This is a genomic window from Trichocoleus sp. DQ-A2 (genome assembly GCF_039961915.1).
In the GTDB taxonomy this organism is placed as follows: domain Bacteria; phylum Cyanobacteriota; class Cyanobacteriia; order Cyanobacteriales; family FACHB-T130; genus FACHB-T130.
In genome coordinates, this window is sequence record NZ_JAMPKD010000015.1 from 80,574 (window position 1) to 100,128 (window position 19,555).

Below are 19,555 nucleotides of genomic sequence, written 5' to 3' on the forward strand. Positions count from 1 at the left end.
TTCGCGCCAAGACGCCAAGAAAAACTTTGCGCTTTTGCGTCTTGGCGCGAAAGCTTCAAGATTCCGGCAATTTATACTGCCCGACAATCCGCTTGGCATATTCTGGTACGTGCGCCTCTAACTTCTCTGGATGATTGCGCTTCACATACAAATAATTGCGGGTGAAGTGGGAATCAATGGAGAAACGGGCATACTCTAAACCTTTGGGGCCAATTTTTTCTATCACGACTCCCATCAGCTTTGCCGCCCACATCGGGAGAGTGACGCCTTTATCGTAGGCGGGGATACTTTGTTGTACAGCTTCTTTGCGGTTTCCTTGGGACATCACTGGCTGCGTATCTATCTGATCTTGCACCAAATCCAGCATTTCTTTGCCAGTGTCATTCCGCACCACAATCCACTGCCAGCCAAAAGGTGCGCCCATGTAGCCTACGACTAAATCTGCCAGAGAATTCACATAATCAAAGCAGCTCATGCAAGAAGGAGCAAAAACATCCTTTAACTGGTTTGTCTTCAGTCCAAAGAAAGGCACCATTTCCATAGAGCCATCTTCGTGCTTGAAGTGAACCCGGAAATCTTGCATAAACTCGTAATGGACAACTGTATCCGGGGAACGGCTGGTGGTTTCCAAGAATTTTTGCAACCCAGCGCGGTTAACGTTATCCACACAGGGCGTACCCAAAACGTAGAGCTTTTCGAGTCCCAGTTCCTTCTCAACGGCTCGTAATGCTTGAATTTGGCAACCAACACCAATTACCAACAGCCGCTTCATCCCAGATTGCTCAATTTGCTCCAATACCGAGAGATTAGGCGACAGCGTTGGTTTATTCACTCGTGCTGCCAGAATTTCCTCTGGAGTCCGAGCAATTATCGGCATTGGCTGAAATCTGTCTTCCTTCGTATTCTGGACGCAGACGACACCTTCAACCATGCCGCGATTGAGCATTTCGATGGCAATGGTGCTGACAATTCCCGTCCACTGCGCCCCCTCAATTGGCTCAGTTTTCCGCGCCGCCATCATCTCTTGACTAACCCCAAAGTACCAATCATCGGGATTATCTAGATTGCGGCTTCTTCCGTGGATTTGTTCTTCCAGTTCCGCTATCTGCTGATTAAGAAATGCACACGCTTCCTTGACATAGTGAATATAGTAGGTGTCGCATAGCCCGCACTCGCTACAGAGTTCTTTAGCAGGGCGACGACTAGAAGGTTTGAGGGCTTTGGCTTTATCGTGAGGGCGCACCGAAGTCATAATTAAGGGCAGTTTATTAACTAAAAACATCTATCTGAGCAAGATAGCTCAAAGCTTACTTTTACATAAAAACTGAGAGAGGTGATAAGGATTTCAGTAATTATTACGAAGACGCAACAAGTAACTTTTTCTATGCTTATGAGGGTGCAGACTGCTTAATAGAAAGTTAATAAGCAAACGGGAACATATAGCTATGGGATTATTTGAGCGCATCAGCCGCATAGTCAGAGCTGAGATTAACCATATTAACCGTGAAAACTATACAGGTAACTTCGGAGATGGTACAGCATTTGCGGCTGGAGGGGCTACATCTGGTGCTGCCATAGGCAAAATTGGAATAGTCGCAAAAGGCGGTGGTTTTAGCGTTGGCGCAGTTCCCTTAGGTGCGGCTGGAGCATTAACTGGTCTTGCCCTTTATGAAGCAATAAGAGCAATAGCAGAGCGAAATACTCGGTCTCTTGGTGCGGCAGCAGCAGGAGCAGCAGCAGGTGCGGGTATTTCAGGTGCTATTGGCGGCGTAGGAGTAGCTGCTGGGGGAACTGCATTTGCTGTTGGTATGGCTCCTATGGCAGCTGCTGGAGCTGTAGCTGGGCTTGGTATCGCTAGCTTGGCTCGGCTCATTCAACAAGGAATTGACCCCGAAAAGCTGCTAGAGCTAGCTATTGAGGATATGCACGAAGACTTGGTGAAGTTGCGTAAAGCTGTTGTTCCAGTCATAGTCGCTCAAAAACGCCTCCTGCAACAGTACAACCAAGCTCAAACCGAAGTGAACAACTGGCATCAACGCGCTCAGTTGGCTCTCCAAAAAGAGGATGAGAATTTGGCTCGTGAAGCGATCTTGAGGAAAAAGATTCACGCTGAAACCGCAAGCACTCTAAAAGCCCAAATAGACCAGGGAACAGCTCAGGTAGATACGCTCAAGCGCAATTTAGCTGTTTTTGAAAGTAAGGTTTCTGAAGCCAAAGCGTACAAGCCCATCCTTAAGGCACGAATACAAGCTGCCAAGGCTCAAGAGCAGCTGCAAAACACAGTCGGTCGGCTGAATACCAGCGGATCGATGGCAGCCTTTGAGCGGATGGAAGAAAAAGTGTTGGAACTAGAAGCTCGTTCCACAGCAGCAGCCGAGCTTACTGGCAATAATTTAGATCAGCAATTTGCCATGCTCGAATCCGGCAATGACGTTGATGATGAATTGGCAGCAATGAAAGCGCAGTTGACTGGTTCTTCCACCACCCAAGCGCAACTACCGGCAGCTAACCCAACTACTACTTCCTCTAAATCTAATTTAGCAGTTGATAACGAATTAGAAGACTTAAAAAAGCAACTAGATAACCTTTAAAAGGCAGACTGTCGCATAGGAAATAGACTCGCTTACCCTGCTTCATTATTTAGGGCAGACGGGGAAAGGAAAAAGCGCGATCGCTCTTTATTTCTCTTCCTTCGCGTCCTTAGCATCTTCAGCATCTTCGCGGTTCAACTTCTTAAATCTTTACTTTTGGCAGATGGGAAAAAGCGCGATCGCTCTCCCACCTTCCACTAAAACGCGAAACCCAGCTAGTTTTGGTAGCTGGGTTAACAAATTTACACTAAAACCCTATCAACCAGGGCGAACATCAAGACAGCCTTCTGCATAATTAACTTCTGGAACTTTACCAGCAATCATGCGCGATACAGTCTCGCCATTCGGAGAGACAAAAACGAGACGGAAGTCTTTGTTAGCAAAGCTGCTTGGTTGAACGACCCAGGCTTTACCTTTTTCGCTGTTGAGAAGACGACTTACCTGAATTTGTCCGGGATAGGCAGACTTAATCGTGCTTTCTGTATCGTCAACTTTGATACCATGAACAGTGGTAATTTTATTGGTTTCAATTTCTACCGTAGCGATACGACCTTGAGTGACCATGAAAGTAACACCCTCAGGCCCATTTGCTGGCTTGTAATAGTCACAGACGCGATTGGGATTTTGCCGGGATGGCACGATTGGAGTCCCAGCAACGCCTGATGCCTCAGCAACAGTCATGTTAATTTTAACTGACCCAAGTCCGTCAATCGATAGCCCCGATTCAGTTGTCAGTTTTTCGGCTTTCTTTAGGCAAGTATTCTCGCCACTTTGATCGTTTAAGCATTTGCCGTTTCTATCCAGAATAATAACTGAGTTGACAGTTGGAAATTGCTTAAGGGTGGTATTAATAGAGAATTTTTGACGAGCATCATCTCCAGTACCTCCTGAAATTACCGACTTACAGAATTTCAGTTTAGCAATTCCATTCGTGATGGAAATCGTAAAATCTTTGCCGCAGTTGGAACTGCCCTTGAATTCAATAGGGTCGATAAAACCACGAGCTTTTTCCTGACTTGTAGGCCCTGCGATTAATTGCTCAATGGCAAACTGGGCTGTACTCGGACTGTTTGTTGTTCGCCAAACTGGCTCAACATAAGTGAAATCTTGCCCGCTTTGGGGGTTTTTAGGAAAAAAGATTTTTACCTTTTTTGGAGTTGCTTTCACCGGCTCGAAGCTGCTTTGAACAGCTTGTTTAGTTTGAGCGTTTTTTTCTGAAGAAGATACCTCTAAGCTTGATTGGGGCTGAGTTGGTTCGGTCGAGGGTTTGGTTGATGATTCGGTTACGACTTTGGGTGTTTCTGAGGAGGGTGCGGCATCTGTAACTTGAGTGTCACAAGCACTGATACCCGAAACTATTAATAACAAGCAAAAAGAAAATAAAGCTGATTTACGGATGCGGTGCATTTTGTTTCTGAGATGGATGAATGACTAATTACTTACGTTCTCTACTGTATAAAACCGTCAGCAGAAAACTGATGAGGTGGTGTGTCAATACTTGGAGTGACATTAAGTGGAAACAAGCCCTTGTGAGTTGTTTCCAGAAAAAGCACAGACGTTCTGTCAGGGAAAAAATAGGGTTTGACGGACTAAGAGAAGTTTTCTGAGTCTCCTGAAGCCTTCTGGCGGTCGCTGGGACAATTAAGAGAGTGACACAGACAGTTGAAGAGAACGTGTAAATCGTTGTTTTAATGAAAACATAAAGAGAAACCGGCTGAGTCAAAGTGAGACAGCAATGCTTCCAAATGTATCTGCTAACGCATACTATTTAGTATGCAAAATCCTCGTCAAATAGCATTTCTGGCACTTCGGGATGTCCACCGTAAAGGCGCTTTTGCTGACGTGGCACTCGACCGACTGCTGCGCCAAGCAGACTTAAGTGCTACCGATCGGCGCTTAGTGACAGAGTTAGTTTATGGGAGTGTGAGAAGACAGCGATCGCTCGATGCACTCATCGACCATCTAGGTAAAAAGAAAGCCCACCAACAACCCCTAGACCTCCGCGCAATTCTGCATCTAGGCTTATATCAGCTTCGTTATCAAGACCGAATTCCTGTGTCGGCAGCTGTGAATACTACCGTGCAATTAGCCAAAGACAACGGATTTTCTGGGCTTTCCGGCTTTATCAATGGTCTATTGCGACAGTATATTCGTCTAGCGGAAGGCAAAAAGCAGGGGAACCGGGGAGGGGAAGTTCAGAACTTAGAATCTGACCCGCTACATCTGCCAAAAAACCCAGTTGAACGATTAGGCATCTTACACAGCTATCCCGACTGGATTATTGAAGTATGGCTAGAACGTCTGGGTTTAGAAGAAACGGAACATCTGTGTGAATGGATGAACCAAACCCCAGCAATTGACCTGCGGGTAAATCCCCTTCGCGCTGAGATAGAGAAAGTTGAGGCAGCACTGCAAGCTGCGGGTATCTCAGTGAGTCGCGTCCCCCATCTACCCCAAGCTTTGAGGCTAACTGGTGGCACAGGCGCAATTCAAAATTTACCTGGTTTTAGCGAAGGTTGGTGGACGGTACAAGATAGTAGTGCCCAGCTAGTCAGTTATCTGCTAGATCCCCAACCGGGCGAAGTAGTCATTGATGCCTGTGCAGCACCAGGGGGAAAGACAACGCACATCGCAGAATTGATGGAAGATCGGGGAACTGTTTGGGCGTGTGACAAGACTGCTTCCCGTCTCCGGAAACTGCAAGAAAATGCCAAAAGGTTAAGTTTGCACTCGATTCAAATTCAGGAGGGGGACAGCCGCAACCTACCCCAGTTTATCAATCAAGCTGATAGGGTATTACTCGATGCCCCCTGCTCTGGACTGGGGACGCTGCATCGTCATGCTGACGCCCGTTGGCGGCAAACTCTACAGACAGTTCAGGAACTTTCAATTCTGCAAGGCGAACTATTAGATCGAGTGGCTACCTGGGTTAAACCGAATGGCATTCTGGTTTATGCAACTTGTACCTTGCATCCATTAGAGAATGAAGGTGTTGTTCGCGCCTTTTTAGAGCGTTACCCCCAGTGGCAGATTTTGCCCCCCAACCCCAATTCACCAGCGGCAGCTTATACTACCCCTGCTGGATGGATCGAAGTCTGGCCCCACCGGCATCAAATGGATGGATTCTTTATGGTGCGGCTACAGAAGAAAAATAGCTAAACCTCTATGGTAGTTGTGGTTGCAGAAATCTGTTGATGGATTAATCTGTTAGGGGAAATAAGGGAAAAGCCAATGGTAGCCAATTCTAGTGTTAAACAGCTTGTTAAAATTCTCATCGGCGCAGCTTGGATTGATGGCAAAATTCAGTCAGAGGAACGGCAATATCTTCAGCGAGTGGCGAAGGAAAAGGGCATTGCTGACGATCCAGAGATTCAGCCTTTGTTGTATGAACTCGTCGCTGTAAGCCCAAGCGAGGTCTACAATTGGGTGCAAGATTATTTAGGCGATCGCCCCAGCACCGACGATTACCAGCGCCTCATCGAAGCCCTCAGCGCTTTAATTTATAGCGATGGCGAGGTAGCGATTGAGGAAGCTAAACTCCTAACTCGATTACAGCTTCTAGATCCCAACAGTGCCTCTCAGAAGTCAGCCCCTAGTCCTGTCCTCAAAGCGATTCAAAAACTCTACCGTCGGTGGGTTGACCATCAGAACTAGCTTTAAGACTAATAGATAAAGACCCGAATTTTGACATCATCATTCCACAAGTTAGGGCACGCTACGCATAGCGTGCCTTTTTTTTGCATTCCCAATCTATATTGTGATCGGCTTCTAGAGGCTCCGGAAGCCAATTTTTTCTACAACAAGCAACTATTTTTGCAAAATATGCGTCTTTCCTTCTTAGGCAGTCCAGAACTTTCCGCTGAAACTGTCTATATCTCTATAATCTGTCACGGCAGTAAATAAATTTGTTGAGATTGAAATTTCTAGGAACCTATCAGGTAATCTTAGGTCTAAATAATCAAAGGAATGCGAAAAGTGGAGAAGTTCTCAATGTCTAACTTAAAGCGCTTGAAATCTGGAACAGCTTTACTACTAATGCTGGGAATGTCGGCAGGTTCGATGGCTCCCCTAGTAGAAACAATTATGTCACCGGCACCAGCTGTTGCTCAAGCTATCAATTTTAGTGATGTATCCTCAAGCTACTGGGCTGCTAGTTTTATTCAAGAACTGGCACAACGTGATGTAATTGCCGGGTTCCCCGATGGTACGTTTCGACCCAACGATCCGGTGACTCGTGCCCAATTCGCGGCGATGGTTCGTAAGGCCTTCAACAAGAATAAAATCCGCAATGCTGTTAATTTTGTGGATCTTTCATCGACCTACTGGGCATACTCGGCTATCCGTGAAGCTTACGAAATGGGATTTTTGTCGGGTTATCCCGGTAACGTCTTTAGACCTACACAAAATATTCCCCGGGAACAAGTTCTAGTTTCCTTGGCGAATGGCTTGAATTACACTGCCAGCAATCCCGTATCGGCTGATTTGCAAGTGTATAACGATGCTTCTTCCATCTCTACCTATGCTCGCAGTAGCATTGCTGCGGCAACAGAAAAGAGCATTGTGGTGAACTATCCGACTCTCCAGACGCTGAATCCAACTCGGAATGCCACCAGAGCGGAGGTAGCAGCTTTCATCTATCAGGCATTGGTGAGTTCTGGACAAGTAGCGGCAATTAATTCGCCCTATATTGTCTCTCTCAACGACACACCGCCAGAGGACACGACAGTCGCGATTCCGGCTGGAACCACCATCCCAGTTAGGTACGAGAAAGAAAAAATTCTGGTTACAAAGGACGAAAGGGCACCGCTGACGCTAACGGTGGCAGCAAATATCACCACATCTGATGGAACGGTGCTAATCCCCTCTGGCAGCCAAGTGGTCGGTGAACTGCAACCGGCTCAGGGAGGCTCTCAGTTTGTGGCGAAGGAACTGGTTTTCACGAACGGTCAACGGGTGGCTATCGATGCTACTTCTCAAACCATTACCAAAACCGAATCCGTTACCAAGGGTACTAGCGTTGGTGGGATCCTCAAGAATGCCGCATTAGGTGCTGCTGCTGCTGCTGCGGTTTCTGCTGTGACGGGTGACAAAGCGATCGCTACCGAAGAAGTCTTGGGTGGTCTGGGAATTGGTGGACTCATTGGACTGTTCCTCGGTCGGGATAGAGTCGATCTGATTGCGATTGACCCGGATACGGATCTGAATCTGCGGTTAAATGATGAGTTAGTGCTAGAGCAGTAATATTTGCAGAATGAAGCGTGCAATTCTGTTTGACTAGCGATCGCTTCATTCTCTAAGCAGATAGGCACCAAGAAATAAGCATTTTCTAAACCCGGTTTCTAGAAGAAACCGGGTTTTTAATTCTAAATGGCGTCTTATCGCAATCCTACAGGAGTTACGCAGTTGAGAAAAAAGGGTCGGTGCGGTAGAACCAAAGAATGAACCCACCCAAGGTCAATGAATACGATTACATCAACTTTTTAATCGCTGCGCAGAAGGCATATACCTGCACGGAAGCTGAACGAGTGCAACCGGAATCGGATAATGCTGCTGCCCATGATGCAATTACTCGGTTGTTGCATCGGATGGAGCCGTCCAGCGACCAACTGTGGCAAGAAGCACAGTCGCAAGTGCAGTTGAAGCAGGGGATATTGGTAGTCGATGATTCCACTCTTGATAAGCTGTATGCCGAGAAGATGGAATTGGTGACACGGCACTGGTCCGGCAAGCATGGACGAGTCGTGCAGGGCATCAACCTCATAACCCTGTTGTGGACAGAAGGCGACCGTCACATCCCGTTAGACTATCGGTTTTACGAAAAGAGTGTTGATGGGGCAACTAAGAACGATCACTTTCGTGCCATGCTCACGCGGGCGAAGGAACGGGGATTTGCTCCCGAATGCGTGGTATTTGATAGTTGGTACAGCAGCCTGGACAACCTCAAGTTGATTCGAGAGTATGGTTGGATTTGGTTGACTCGACTCAAGCGCAATCGACACGTTAACCCAGACAACACCGGGAACCGCCCGCTCCATGAGGTTGAGATTGCCGCCACTGGTACGGTGGTTCACCTCAAAGGCTATGGATTCGTCAAAGTCTTCAAGATTGCCACTCCAGACGGTGACATTGATTACTGGGCGACCAATGACCTCCACTTAAGTGAACTGCAACGGCTCCAGTTTGCCGAATTCGCCTGGGCAATTGAGGAGTACCATCGGGGACTCAAGCAGTGTTGTGGAGCCGAACGTGCTCAAGTTCGTTCCAGCCGTGCCCAACGCAACCATATCGGTTTAGCGATTCGTGCGTTCCTACGTTTGGAACTGCATTGGTTCGCCACGGGCATCAGTTGGTATGAGGCAAAATTAACGATTGTCCGCGATGCCATACGTACCTACTTGGCGGCTCCCCGTTTCGTTCTCGCTCCAACTGCGTAACTCCTGTCCTATTTGAGTGGTGAGATGCCAGCAGTTCAGATGCCCGACTTCAAGAATCATTGATGATTGCTATACCATGCAGACTTATTACCCCAGATAAGTAATCGTATTACCGATTACCAGCTTTAATACAAATAAATGGAAGAGCAACTTATCAAACTTCATCTTCGCCCTTTAAGGCTTCAGTTAGTAACCAGACAATAAAGGTCGTTCCGGGTCCTTGAGTGTGGGGAATACTGCGATCGAGCCAGTTGCGTTCGGCGGGGCTAATGACTTCAATTTCGCCCTGCATTTGTTCTACTAAATCTCTCGCGATCGCTAAACCCAATCCACTCCCCGGAATCTCAGTTTCTGCCTGGACGCCTCGGTAATGTCGCTCAAACAAATGCTCTTTATCTTGCACGGGAATGCCAGGGCCAGTATCGCTAATTGCGATCGCCTGAAAATCTCCTTGAGAAGTATGTCGTCGATTTCCTGCCTGAATGTAAACTTGCCCACCCGCCGGGGTATATTTCAAAGCATTGTCAATCAGATTGCTTAACACTTCGCGCAGCACTTTGGCATTGGCTTGTACTGGCGGCAAATTCGGAGGAATTTCTGCTAATAAAGCCAGATTTTTTTCTTGGGCGATCGCGCTGGATGTCACCACTAGCGGTTCCAAAACTTTCGCCACCGAGCAGGATTCCAACGCCAGCGCTCTCGTCGGAATTGTCTGAGGCTCCAATCCCAAGGGAGAGTAGAGATTTCCTAAATCTTCACCTTTTGGAGGAAGCGGACAAGACGGCGCAATCGGCATGGGAACTGCATCGTAAGCGCGATCCGCGATTTGCCCGTACAAAGGCACTAACTCTCCTTCGTCCATATCCACTGCCCGATCGAACTGTAGAAGCAACTCTTGCAAGCGATCGCTTTCACGCACGATGCTGTTGGCAACTTCGCGGTTCGCATCTCCGGGTACCAATCGTCTGAGGAGCAACTTGCCAAACGTCCGTAAGGCGGTCATGGGATTGCGAAATTGGTGTATCAGATCGTCCATGAGATCGCGCTGTTGAGCCTGGAGATGACGTTGCTGACTCAGTTGCTGCTCAAACCATTGGGAACGCCGATCCAGAATACAAGCGCTCGCCAGTGTATCGGCAATCCGTTCAATCGCGGTTCGTTCTCGCTGGTTCCAAGGTCTATCTTCACGAGCTGTCACCAGCAACCCCATCACCACACCTTCATGCAACAAAGGCACCACAATTTGGCGTGAGGAGCTACTCAGGTCAGCATCGGCGAAGAGCGATCGCTGGAGGGGCGATGTCCCCGTTTTTGCCTGCAACTCATCAATCGTTTCTGCTTTCTCGACTTCAGCCGCCGATTCCGTTGAACCCGTCTCAGAAACCGCATCGGACTCCTGAGGAACCGGAGATGCCGCTGACAGTAACCGAGGAATGGATGCCAATGGTCGATCGGAAAATCCCAGAGCCGAAATCTCATCCGTTTCCCATTCCACCGCTGTCTGTGGGTAAGCAACAACCGGCCTTAGCTTAGTTGGGACGCCCTCTACCAGTTCTTCCGTTAAATACACAACACTCAAGGCAGCTTCCAGTCCTTGAGTTAATAGTGCTACTTGTGATTGGCACAAAGTTATAAATTCTGAACTGGTAGACATAGACACATTCGCTTATACTTGGGTACTTGACAGCGAGGAAAATTGCATTCAGCGGATCGGGTTTTCTTCTGTCGATCCTGACACGCAATTGCGCTGAAGCGGCAAAGGTCGTGCAAAGACCTCATTTTTGTTTCTTTTTATTACAAAAATTTTAGCGAGCTTTCATGATAGTTTGGTTAGGAAACTGCTTCCAAACTGGCTAAATTTTGTCAAGGTCGAATAAATATAGCCCTTTATACGCTATACCTAGGCTCTATTTTGGACAAGCTTGCATATATAGCGTTTATTGCCCGTTCTGCTGCTGTTGATTTTAATTTCTGAGGTCTGTAATGTTTGTATCAATCGGTAAAAAGCGGTTGATATTTTGAACTCAAACCGATATACTTGCGACGGTTTTTGTATCTATCATTACAACTGTTCAGAATTAAAGGGGAGGTAAGGAGGTTGGCTAGAAGACGCAAGCGGAAAAGTCGCCGTCGCCAGGAAGGACGTAGAATTTTAGAGCATGTCCCTCAGTATAGTATTGAAAGTGGCGAAGATAAACCAGTCACCGCCGCGCGAAAGTTTATTCAAACCGAAGGAATCCTTCCGCCTGCTTTGCTGCTCGTGAAGCGGAACGAACACACCACAGATCGGTACTTTTGGGCGGAAAAAGGGCTATTTGGTGCCCAATACGTTGAAGAAAATCATTTTCTGTTTCCTAGCCTTAGGATAATCGACAATCCTGTGGAAAAGCCTACCCTCGCCGCTGTTCGTAGCAGCTGAAGTTTTAGGCATTAAACGTGAAAACTCGGTTATAGGGGCGGTTCGCGAACCGCCCCTATTGTTTTATAGGAGGAATTTTGAATTTTTCCTCATAATTAAAATTCTTTTGGATTCACAAACTGACCAGGTTTTAGAATTTTTTAAGATTTTTAGCCAGAGAGTTGTCATTCGCAAGGCTTTAATTGCAGTTCCTGTTGCAATTGAGCCAATTCATCACGATGGGCGATGACAGTTATTAAACTTCTGGTCTCTTTTTCGACACCTGCAAATGTTTCCACCTTCAGGGAAACTTGTTCGCTGCGTCCAGCTTTTTTCCAGTAAAAAACGCCAGCGGCTGGTGAAAGGAGAACCAAACCTAGAAAAATTTTAGCGAATTGGGGAAATAGGATTGCTAAAACCAGCGCCAAACAAAGAAAGCCACAAAAAGCTAACAAGCTCAGAAAAATTGCCAAAAACCAGCTGGGGCGGACAAAGCCTTGAAATGTAACTTGATTTTGCTTTGCATCCACCGCCGCAATCCGGTAAGCACGCCGATCGAAATATTGTTGCAATTGAATTAAGATTGATTCTTCTGGTTGCTCCGCAATCAGTTTCACTTGTTGCGTTCGATCTTTAGCGGAGGCTCGGATAAAGAAAAATAGACCGACTGCTAACAACAGTGTTAGCAGAAATGTTGAAGAGAGAATTGTCGTATTCACGAATTTCTAGATAGGGCAATGGAAAATAGGCTCTTGTCCAAGAGATACAAGATCGCCTATAACCTATAGCCTATCGCAAGAGACCTTCTTTGGGATTGGCTCAGATGGCTTGAGATTCTCTCATTGTGTATTCATCCCAAAGGCGAGCCAGGTCATGAGCCTGTTCCAGACACTCTGGGCGAATTTGATACATTCGACGAGGTCTTCCTCTCCCTTCCACTTTTTTCCAATACCCCGTGATAGCGGCTTGGTCTTCCAGAAATTTTAAGGCGCTGTATAAGACGGTATCAGAAAGCCGATAGGTAGGATATTCACTCTCTAGTCGCCCGATGAGTTCTGTCCCATAGGATTCTCCACTCATCAAAACTGAAAGGACATAACACACCGCTAGTTCCTTGTTGAGATAAGTGGGAGGTGGGTCTTGAAAAAACTGATAAATATCCTCAAATTTCATCTGCATAATTCACTGAACTCCCAGCCAAAGAAATTGGATTAGGATCGGTTTCCCCAAACTAACGATGCCTTTATCAATCAGAAAACACACCCCAAACAAGGCTGCTATCACTGCTGTATTAAGACCGCGAACGATCGAAAGCAGCGCATGATGTCAGCTAGCAAAATGACAGAACGATACCATCAATTTTAGACACTCAATTCTGGGTTGGCCTGCCAGACTTCACGGATGATTTTGCCATCCTTATCAAATTGCACCTGGTAGGAAAGCGACAGAACAACAGGGGTTCCGTACTTGGACTTGGCGTAGATCGTGATGACTGCTTCGACAGCGCGATCGCGTTGCTGTTGTTTAACAACCTGGAAATCTTGAATTTTGTACTTCGAGAAGAATTCTTCCCAGGCTGGGTAGATGGATTTACCCTGGTAAACTTCGTCCAGAGCGCCATAGGAGCGCATTAAAATGGCATTGTTACTGTATTGGGTGATTGTACGCTCCGGGTTTTCCGTAGCGATCGCTGCCCAATGTTTTTGCGCTACCGAAAGCGGTTTCGGTATCACCGTCCTTTGATAGGCTGCCAAACTACCTACCAAAGCAACTGCATAAGCGACGGAGAGTAAATGCTTCCTGAGATTTGGTTGCAGGAATTTCATCATGCTGCTTCCACTTCGAGAGGGCTGCTCTGGAAATGGCAGGCCGTCATCAAAGCCAAGTAAATTAGAAGCCTGCTCTCGAAAGAAAGACGGCTCCATTGGGTTAAAAGTTCTCCAGAGGTTAAACATCTTTGAATTTTGCTGCCCCATTGCCTCAAACTGGTGGTTAGGAAGATTACCGTATAAATTTGGGATTGCATTACTTGTTCAACAAAACGCTCTGTTTATAGATAAATCCGGAATTAAACCGATTTAAAATCAATTTATGCGAGAACAGTTCGATTCATCTCCCGTTCCTTCAGCTCTACAGCGAATCGCTGGCTCTTTTCGGATCGCTGGCTGGGCTGGCTTCTGGGTTCAGTTAGTCCTAGCCGTTGTTTCGAGCATAATTTTCTTGTTTGCCATCCCCGCCGCCCAGCCGCGTGCCAGTGGCGCTGCCGCTGCTAGCCCAGGGACGGGTGGCAGTATCTTTTTTGCAGTTTGCGGTCTTTTAGTGCTGTATTTCAGTGTTTATCAAGCTTGGCGTTACACCCGTTTGGGCATACAGCTAAAAGATCCTAATCCCAACCTCCGCCCGAAAAAGGCAGATACGATTAAAGTTTTAAGGTTTGGATTACTCGTTAGTTTAGGGGGATTATTATTAGCAGTTCTGGGCGCAGAAGCGATTACCGGCACTCTGCTGGCAAAGTCGCTGGCTCAGGCTCAAGGTGGGGTAGCCATCTACGATCCCCAATTTATTAATCGGTTGATTCAACCTTTAGATATTTTTGTGGTGCTGGCGAATACACATACAATTACCGCTCATTTTGCCGGGATTGTTGTTTCCTTGTGGTTGTATAGTCGCATCAACCGACAGTAATGGAGGCAAAGGGTCGAATTGCGGCATCAGCAAGTAAAGAAGGCTGAGAGCGCATACAGACTCTCGGCTGTATCATCGCGATCGCGCGATCGCAGTGTATCCTGATTAATTGGCAAAAAAAGCTGGAAAAAATCTGTGCTAGACCTCAAGCAGATACGGGAAAATTCAGAAGGTGTACAAGAGCGCCTGAATCGTCGCGGGATCGGGCAATATGACATACAGCCGATTTTGCAGCGCGACCAGCAGCAACGAGAACTAGAAGCAAAGCGAAGTCAGCTCCAAGCTCGTGGGAACGAAATCGGCAAATTAGTTGGTCAAAAAATTAAATCGGGTAGCGATCCCAACGGCTCAGAAATCCAAGCATTGCGGGAAGAAGGCAACCAAATCAAAAACCAGATTGCCGAACTTGAACCCCAGGAAAGAACCCTGAAAGCCGAGTTAGAAGCGCTCTTGTTATCGTTTCCTAACTTACCCAGTGAGTCCACACCGATTGGTAAAACTGAAGAAGAGAATGTAGAAGTCCGCCGTTGGGGGGATCAATACTTACCTAAAAATTCCGAAGTTCTTCCCCACTGGGAAATCGGCGAACAACTAGGAATTCTCAACTTTGAGCGCTCTGCGAAAGTTGCACAAAGTCGTTTTGTCACACTAATTGGTGCTGGTGCTGCCTTAGAAAGAGCTTTAATTAGCTTCATGCTCGACCGGCAAATCGCGGCTGGATATGTAGAAGTCATTCCCCCCTTTCTGATCAACAGCGAATCGCTTACCGCCACAAGTCAGCTGCCCAAATTTGCCGACGAAAGCTTTAAATGTGCTCAAGATGATTTGTGGCTAGCTCCCACTGCTGAAGTGCCGGTGACGAATCTCTATCGGGATGAAATCTTAGAGGCGTCGCAGCTGCCTATCTATCACTGCGCCTATACTCCCTGTTTTCGTCGGGAAGCGGGTAGCTACGGACGAGATACGCGGGGGCTAATTCGACTGCACCAGTTTAATAAAGTCGAGTTGGTGAAACTTGTCCATCCCAACGATTCACCCGCAGAGCATGAATCGCTGGTACAAAATGCCGAGGCAATTTTACAGGCGTTGAAGTTGCCTTATCGCGTCCTTGAGTTATGCACTGGGGATTTAGGGTTTGGGGCAGCAAAGTGCTATGACCTAGAGGTATGGCTGCCGTCTGCTGAGAAATACCGCGAGATTTCTAGCTGCTCTAACTTCATGGATTTTCAGGCTCGACGCGGCAGCATTCGTTTCAAAGAAGCTGGAAAAAAAGGAACCCAATTTGTCCACACGTTGAATGGTTCCGGATTAGCAATCGGGCGCACAATGGCAGCGATTCTGGAGAACTATCAACAACCAGATGGCACCATCAAGATACCCGAAGCGCTGCAACCTTACCTAGGACGAGAAGTGCTAGGGCAAAAATGAAGGATGTCCGGCTTTGCCCTTCCCAAAGGGTGGCATGAAAGACGAGAGATCAATCTTTCTAAATTCGCGGCCTAAATTCGCAGCTCTGGGCGGGAAAACCCCGCCCTAGCTCTCAGCGCACCCGACTCACAGTGCAACGATCAAAGAGAATCAGATGCGTTGCGCTCAACTGCTGACTCTGGAGAAATCGCCAGGTTCGGCGAAACTGGCAGTGCTTGAGTAGTCACTGTATGAACCGCATTGTTACCGTAGGATGCGCCACCGGCATTCCCTTTGAGCTGCTGCATCAAGCTTGCCATCTCAAGAGCATTCATCGCATAGCCCCAGCCGTTGTTACTCTTGATGCCAGCTCTTTCCAAGGCTTGTTGCATCGTATCTACTGTCAAAATGCCAAAAATGATCGGCACACCCGTTTGAAACCCAGCATTGGCAATCCCCTTGGAGACTTCCGAGGAGACATAATCAAAATGGGGAGTTTGACCCCGAATGACTGCACCCAGGCAAATTACAGCATCATATCGGCGCGTGAGTGCCAACTGGTGAGCCACCAAAGGCACCTCAAAACTCCCAGGAACCCAAGCATAGTCCACTTGAGTGCCTTGAGGATTGACATCAATGCCGTGGCGTTTCAGACAATCTTGACACCCCTCCAATAGTTTAGTCGTCACCAAATCGTTGAAGCGACCGATGACGATCGCAAACCGTAGGGGTTGAGTCTGAGTAAACGTTCCCTCGAAAACTGCCATGATTTTAGATATAAGAAGCTTTTTGTCAGTTGTTTTGAGTCATCAGTCATTTGTCTTTAGTCCTGAGTCGGGTGCAGTGGACTGATGACCATCGAACCCTGACCGATGACTGACTCTGACTATCCTTAAACTACCAAATAGCTTAGGGCACCTGTCAGAAATACCAGAGCAATCCAAACTCCAGATCCTAAAAGAAGGAGGCGCTTAGACTGATCCCAGTTCTGAGGAGTGGCATAGGCAACTGGAACCCCAATGACCATGACGAATGATAAAAAGACTAAAGCACCTAGTACCAACTGAAATAAAATTGTCATTTTCTCTTCTCCCAAGACAGCAATGGGCTGGATAGAAATAGTTCAGCCGCAATTCTATACAGTAGTACCGTATCAAAAATCGACACTCATTGGTCATTCGTCATGGGTCATTGGTTATGGGTCATGGGCAAAGGACTAATGACTAAGGACTCATAATGATGAATGTGATTTTGTGCCATACAACAGCGGACTTTGACACCTTGGGTGCAGCGGTGGGGCTAACCCGTCTCCAGCCGGGATCTAGGGTCGTGCTGACCGGCGGTTGCCATCCAGCGGTGCGGGATTTTTTGGCGTTGCACCGAGATGAGTATGCGCTGATTGAGCGTCGCGCTGTGAACCCAGAGCAGATTCGGTCGATTGCCGTTGTGGATACTCAAAAACGCGATCGCGTGGGAAAGGCGTCTGAATGGCTGGATTTACCGGATTTATGGGAAGTTGTCGTCTACGACCATCACCCAGACGGGGACGGAGATATTCCCGCTACCCGCACCCAAGTTGAGCCTGTCGGAGCAACTACGACTCTGATTGCCGAACAACTCCAGCAAGAAGGCATCCAGTTGACACCTTCTGAGGCAACCGTGATGGCGTTGGGAATTCATGTGGATACAGGATCGTTAACTTATGAAGGGGCGACGGCAAGAGATGCGATCGCGTTGGCTTGGTTAATGGAACAGGGGGCAAGCTTGCGCTTAATTGCCGATTATATTGAGCCGGGTTTATCGCCTCAATTGCAGGAACTCTTGACAGAAGCGCTGGACCATTTACAAAGAGCGACAACGTGCGGCTATACCGTTTCTTGGGTGCTGCTCAAAACCTCTGACTACGTTCCCGGCTTGTCAACGCTTGCGACTCGACTTCTGGATCTGGGCGAAAGCGATGCTTTGCTACTCGCTACGGCGTATCCAGTGGGGGATGGAGGTGAAGAGCGATTTACGGTCATTGGGCGATCGCGCATTGAAGGCACCAATCTCAATGAATTATTTCAACCGCTGGGTGGCGGGGGGCATTCCCAGGCAGCGTCGGTGACACTTCGCGGCGTCGATTCCCAGGCAACCCTGGAGCAGCTCGTCAGTCAGCTAAAACATCAAATTCCCCAGCCGCTGAAAGCTCGGGAACTGATGTCATCGCCAGTGCGAACAATTCGCCCGGACACGACTATTGAGCAAGCCCAGAGAATTTTATTACGTTATGGGCATTCTGGTCTTTCGGTCGTGAGTTCCGAAGACCAACTGGTGGGGATTGTTTCCCGGCGGGATATCGATCTGGCATTGCATCATGGCTTTAGTCATGCGCCGGTAAAAGGCTACATGGCTAACAATCTAAAGACGATTACCCCGGATACGTCCTTGCCAGAGATTGAATCGATTATGGTGACTTACGATATCGGGCGGTTGCCAGTATTGCAAGATGGGCAACTTGTCGGAATGGTGACGCGCACCGATGTCTTACGGCAGCTGCATCAGGGAAGAGGGAATGGAGGATATGTTACAGATGACGAGAGAAAAAATCCCCTTCCCAATTCCCGATTATCAATTCCAAATGCTCATCAAACCCTAACCGATATTTTGCGCGATCGCCTTGCTCCTCCCTTGTGGGAATTCCTCACTAGAGCCTCCCAGCAGGCAGAACAACGCGGCTGGCATCTCTATTTGGTCGGCGGAGGGGTGCGGGATTTACTGCTCGCCAATCTCCATGAAACCTTGATGCTTTCAGATATTGACTTGGTAGTAGATGGCTTTCACCGTTCGGCGGATGTCGGTGCTGGAGTAGAACTGGCGAAAGCACTTCAACAAACCTATCCAAATGCTCGTCTGGAAGTTCACGGTCAATTTCAAACAGCCGCGCTACTGTGGCACAATGACCCAGTTTTAGACTCTCTTTGGGTAGATATTGCGACGGCTCGAACTGAGTTTTATCCTTACCCAGCGGCGAATCCAGAAGTCGAAGCAAGTTCGATTCGCCAAGATTTGTATCGGCGAGATTTCACTATTAACGCCTTGGCGATGCGACTGACGCCACCCCGCGCGGGTGAATTATTAGATTTCTTTGGCGGAATGCTAGATTTGCGATCGCGCCAAATCCGCGTCCTCCATGCCAATAGCTTTATCGAAGATCCGACGCGCATTTATCGCGCCGTGCGGTTTGCAGTGCGCCTGGGATTTCAGATTGAGCCACAGACGGAAGGATATATCCGCTATGCGCTAGAGAGTGGAATTTACGAGCGATCGCTCTCTGAAAATAGCAAAGCCCCAGCGCTACAAACACGGCTGAAAGCAGAACTCAAATACATCCTCCAAGCGCCCTACTGGAAACCCGCGTTGCAGTTACTTGCCGATCTGGGGGCGTTGCGGTGCCTCCATCCCACGCTAGAGTTAGATGAGCCATTATGGAAGCAGGTGCGTTTACTAGATCGGTGTCTGCGCCGATTTGATCCTCAGAAAACCCTCGATCATTGGCAGATGCGGCTAGAAATTTTAATTGCCTACCTCGCTGGCGAATATCGCGCGAAAGTGGCAATCAATCTTCAATTACCGACAGACAGTATCGAACGATTAGATCAACTCGATCGGGATCGAGCGGATGTGGTGAAATTTTTGCCCGAATGTCACCGACCGAGTCAAATTGTCGTGTTGCTGAGACGGTACGAATTGCCTACGTTGATTTTGATTGCTGTCAAAAATTCGCGTCTGATTCGGCGGCTAATTTGGCGATATCTCACTATCTGGGCGAATATTCAACCGATATTAAACGGCAATGATTTGAAAGCCCTCGGCTACAAACCGGGGCGTGAATTCAAACCCATGTTAGATCGTCTGTTGGCAGCAACGCTGGATGGAGAAATCCGCGATCGCGCTGATGCTGAAAAATTTTTGGCAGAGTATTATCCACTTTGAAGCGGCTAAGAGTCAAATCCAGGAGCGGAAACACCCGCCCTAAGCAAGCCCGGTAATCAACCGCC

General features: G+C 47.8%; 16 protein-coding genes and 1 pseudogene. 9 read left to right on the forward strand and 8 right to left on the reverse strand.

The genetic code is table 11. The features are described 5' to 3' along the window. Window positions 1-55: 55 nt before the first annotated feature. Complete coding sequence (locus NC997_RS16505; protein WP_190526266.1) at window positions 56-1,252, reverse strand: Coenzyme F420 hydrogenase/dehydrogenase, beta subunit C-terminal domain; 1,197 nt, start codon at window positions 1,250-1,252, stop codon at window positions 56-58. A 193-nt stretch (window positions 1,253-1,445) separates the two neighbouring features. On the opposite strand from NC997_RS16505, the gene NC997_RS16510 reads away from it, so the two are divergent. Next, a complete protein-coding gene (locus tag NC997_RS16510; protein WP_190429324.1) occupies window positions 1,446-2,591 on the forward strand; it encodes a PspA/IM30 family protein in 1,146 nt (381 codons plus the stop codon). 258 nt (window positions 2,592-2,849) lie between these two features. On the opposite strand, the gene NC997_RS16515 is transcribed toward NC997_RS16510, so the two are convergent. Continuing rightward, entirely contained in the window at window positions 2,850-3,998 is a 1,149-nt protein-coding gene (locus NC997_RS16515) for a GerMN domain-containing protein (RefSeq protein ID WP_190526268.1), read from the reverse strand. Between the two features lie 366 nt (window positions 3,999-4,364). Between NC997_RS16515 and NC997_RS16520 the strand changes: the two genes are divergently transcribed. The 4 genes from NC997_RS16520 (at window position 4,365) to NC997_RS16535 (ending at window position 9,025) form a co-directional block, all read left to right on the forward strand. Continuing rightward, window positions 4,365-5,750 (forward strand): 16S rRNA (cytosine(967)-C(5))-methyltransferase, encoded by a 1,386-nt coding sequence (locus tag NC997_RS16520; RefSeq protein ID WP_190526271.1) that lies wholly within the window; start codon window positions 4,365-4,367, stop codon window positions 5,748-5,750. A gap of 72 nt (window positions 5,751-5,822) precedes the next feature. Next, window positions 5,823-6,245, forward strand: coding sequence for a TerB family tellurite resistance protein (locus tag NC997_RS16525; protein ID WP_190414416.1), 423 nt, complete (start codon window positions 5,823-5,825; stop codon window positions 6,243-6,245). A gap of 336 nt (window positions 6,246-6,581) precedes the next feature. Continuing rightward, a complete protein-coding gene (locus NC997_RS16530; RefSeq protein ID WP_190414415.1) occupies window positions 6,582-7,832 on the forward strand; it encodes an S-layer homology domain-containing protein in 1,251 nt (416 codons plus the stop codon). A 197-nt stretch (window positions 7,833-8,029) separates the two neighbouring features. Next, window positions 8,030-9,025 carry a transposase gene (locus NC997_RS16535; protein ID WP_190526272.1) on the forward strand — a complete coding sequence of 332 codons (996 nt, stop codon included), beginning with the start codon at window positions 8,030-8,032 and terminating at the stop codon, window positions 9,023-9,025. A gap of 154 nt (window positions 9,026-9,179) precedes the next feature. Here NC997_RS16535 and NC997_RS16540 read toward each other — a convergent pair whose 3' ends face one another. Then, window positions 9,180-10,679 (reverse strand): ATP-binding protein, encoded by a 1,500-nt coding sequence (locus NC997_RS16540; protein WP_199306115.1) that lies wholly within the window; start codon window positions 10,677-10,679, stop codon window positions 9,180-9,182. A 444-nt stretch (window positions 10,680-11,123) separates the two neighbouring features. Here NC997_RS16540 and NC997_RS16545 point away from each other — a divergent pair, with 444 nt between their 5' ends. Then, window positions 11,124-11,444 carry a DUF3155 domain-containing protein gene (locus NC997_RS16545; RefSeq protein WP_190414413.1) on the forward strand — a complete coding sequence of 107 codons (321 nt, stop codon included), beginning with the start codon at window positions 11,124-11,126 and terminating at the stop codon, window positions 11,442-11,444. A gap of 164 nt (window positions 11,445-11,608) precedes the next feature. Here NC997_RS16545 and NC997_RS16550 read toward each other — a convergent pair whose 3' ends face one another. The 3 genes from NC997_RS16550 to NC997_RS16560 all read right to left on the reverse strand — a co-directional run bounded on the left by NC997_RS16550 (window position 11,609) and on the right by NC997_RS16560 (window position 13,378). Next, on the reverse strand, window positions 11,609-12,142 hold the full coding sequence (locus NC997_RS16550) for a cofactor assembly of complex C subunit B (RefSeq protein WP_190433355.1): 534 nt from the start codon (window positions 12,140-12,142) through the stop codon (window positions 11,609-11,611). A 100-nt stretch (window positions 12,143-12,242) separates the two neighbouring features. After that, on the reverse strand, window positions 12,243-12,596 hold the full coding sequence (locus NC997_RS16555) for a PadR family transcriptional regulator (protein ID WP_190414485.1): 354 nt from the start codon (window positions 12,594-12,596) through the stop codon (window positions 12,243-12,245). Between the two features lie 188 nt (window positions 12,597-12,784). Then, window positions 12,785-13,378 (reverse strand): hypothetical protein, encoded by a 594-nt coding sequence (locus tag NC997_RS16560; protein ID WP_242031324.1) that lies wholly within the window; start codon window positions 13,376-13,378, stop codon window positions 12,785-12,787. A 136-nt stretch (window positions 13,379-13,514) separates the two neighbouring features. Here NC997_RS16560 and NC997_RS16565 point away from each other — a divergent pair, with 136 nt between their 5' ends. Together NC997_RS16565 and serS are read left to right on the forward strand one after the other, a co-directional pair. Further along, on the forward strand, window positions 13,515-14,108 hold the full coding sequence (locus tag NC997_RS16565; protein ID WP_190427300.1) for a DUF3611 family protein: 594 nt from the start codon (window positions 13,515-13,517) through the stop codon (window positions 14,106-14,108). A gap of 135 nt (window positions 14,109-14,243) precedes the next feature. Continuing rightward, a complete protein-coding gene (gene serS, locus NC997_RS16570) occupies window positions 14,244-15,536 on the forward strand; it encodes a serine--tRNA ligase (protein WP_190526276.1) in 1,293 nt (430 codons plus the stop codon). A 272-nt stretch (window positions 15,537-15,808) separates the two neighbouring features. Here serS and ribH read toward each other — a convergent pair. Further along, window positions 15,809-16,282, reverse strand: a pseudogene (gene ribH / locus NC997_RS16575) (6,7-dimethyl-8-ribityllumazine synthase); the annotation flags it as partial. 125 nt (window positions 16,283-16,407) lie between these two features. After that, window positions 16,408-16,596, reverse strand: coding sequence for a photosystem II reaction center protein PsbZ (psbZ, locus tag NC997_RS16580; protein ID WP_190414408.1), 189 nt, complete (start codon window positions 16,594-16,596; stop codon window positions 16,408-16,410). 158 nt (window positions 16,597-16,754) lie between these two features. Between psbZ and NC997_RS16585 the strand changes: the two genes are divergently transcribed. Next, window positions 16,755-19,490, forward strand: coding sequence for a CBS domain-containing protein (locus tag NC997_RS16585; protein WP_190526364.1), 2,736 nt, complete (start codon window positions 16,755-16,757; stop codon window positions 19,488-19,490). The last annotated feature ends 65 nt before the right edge of the window (window positions 19,491-19,555 follow it).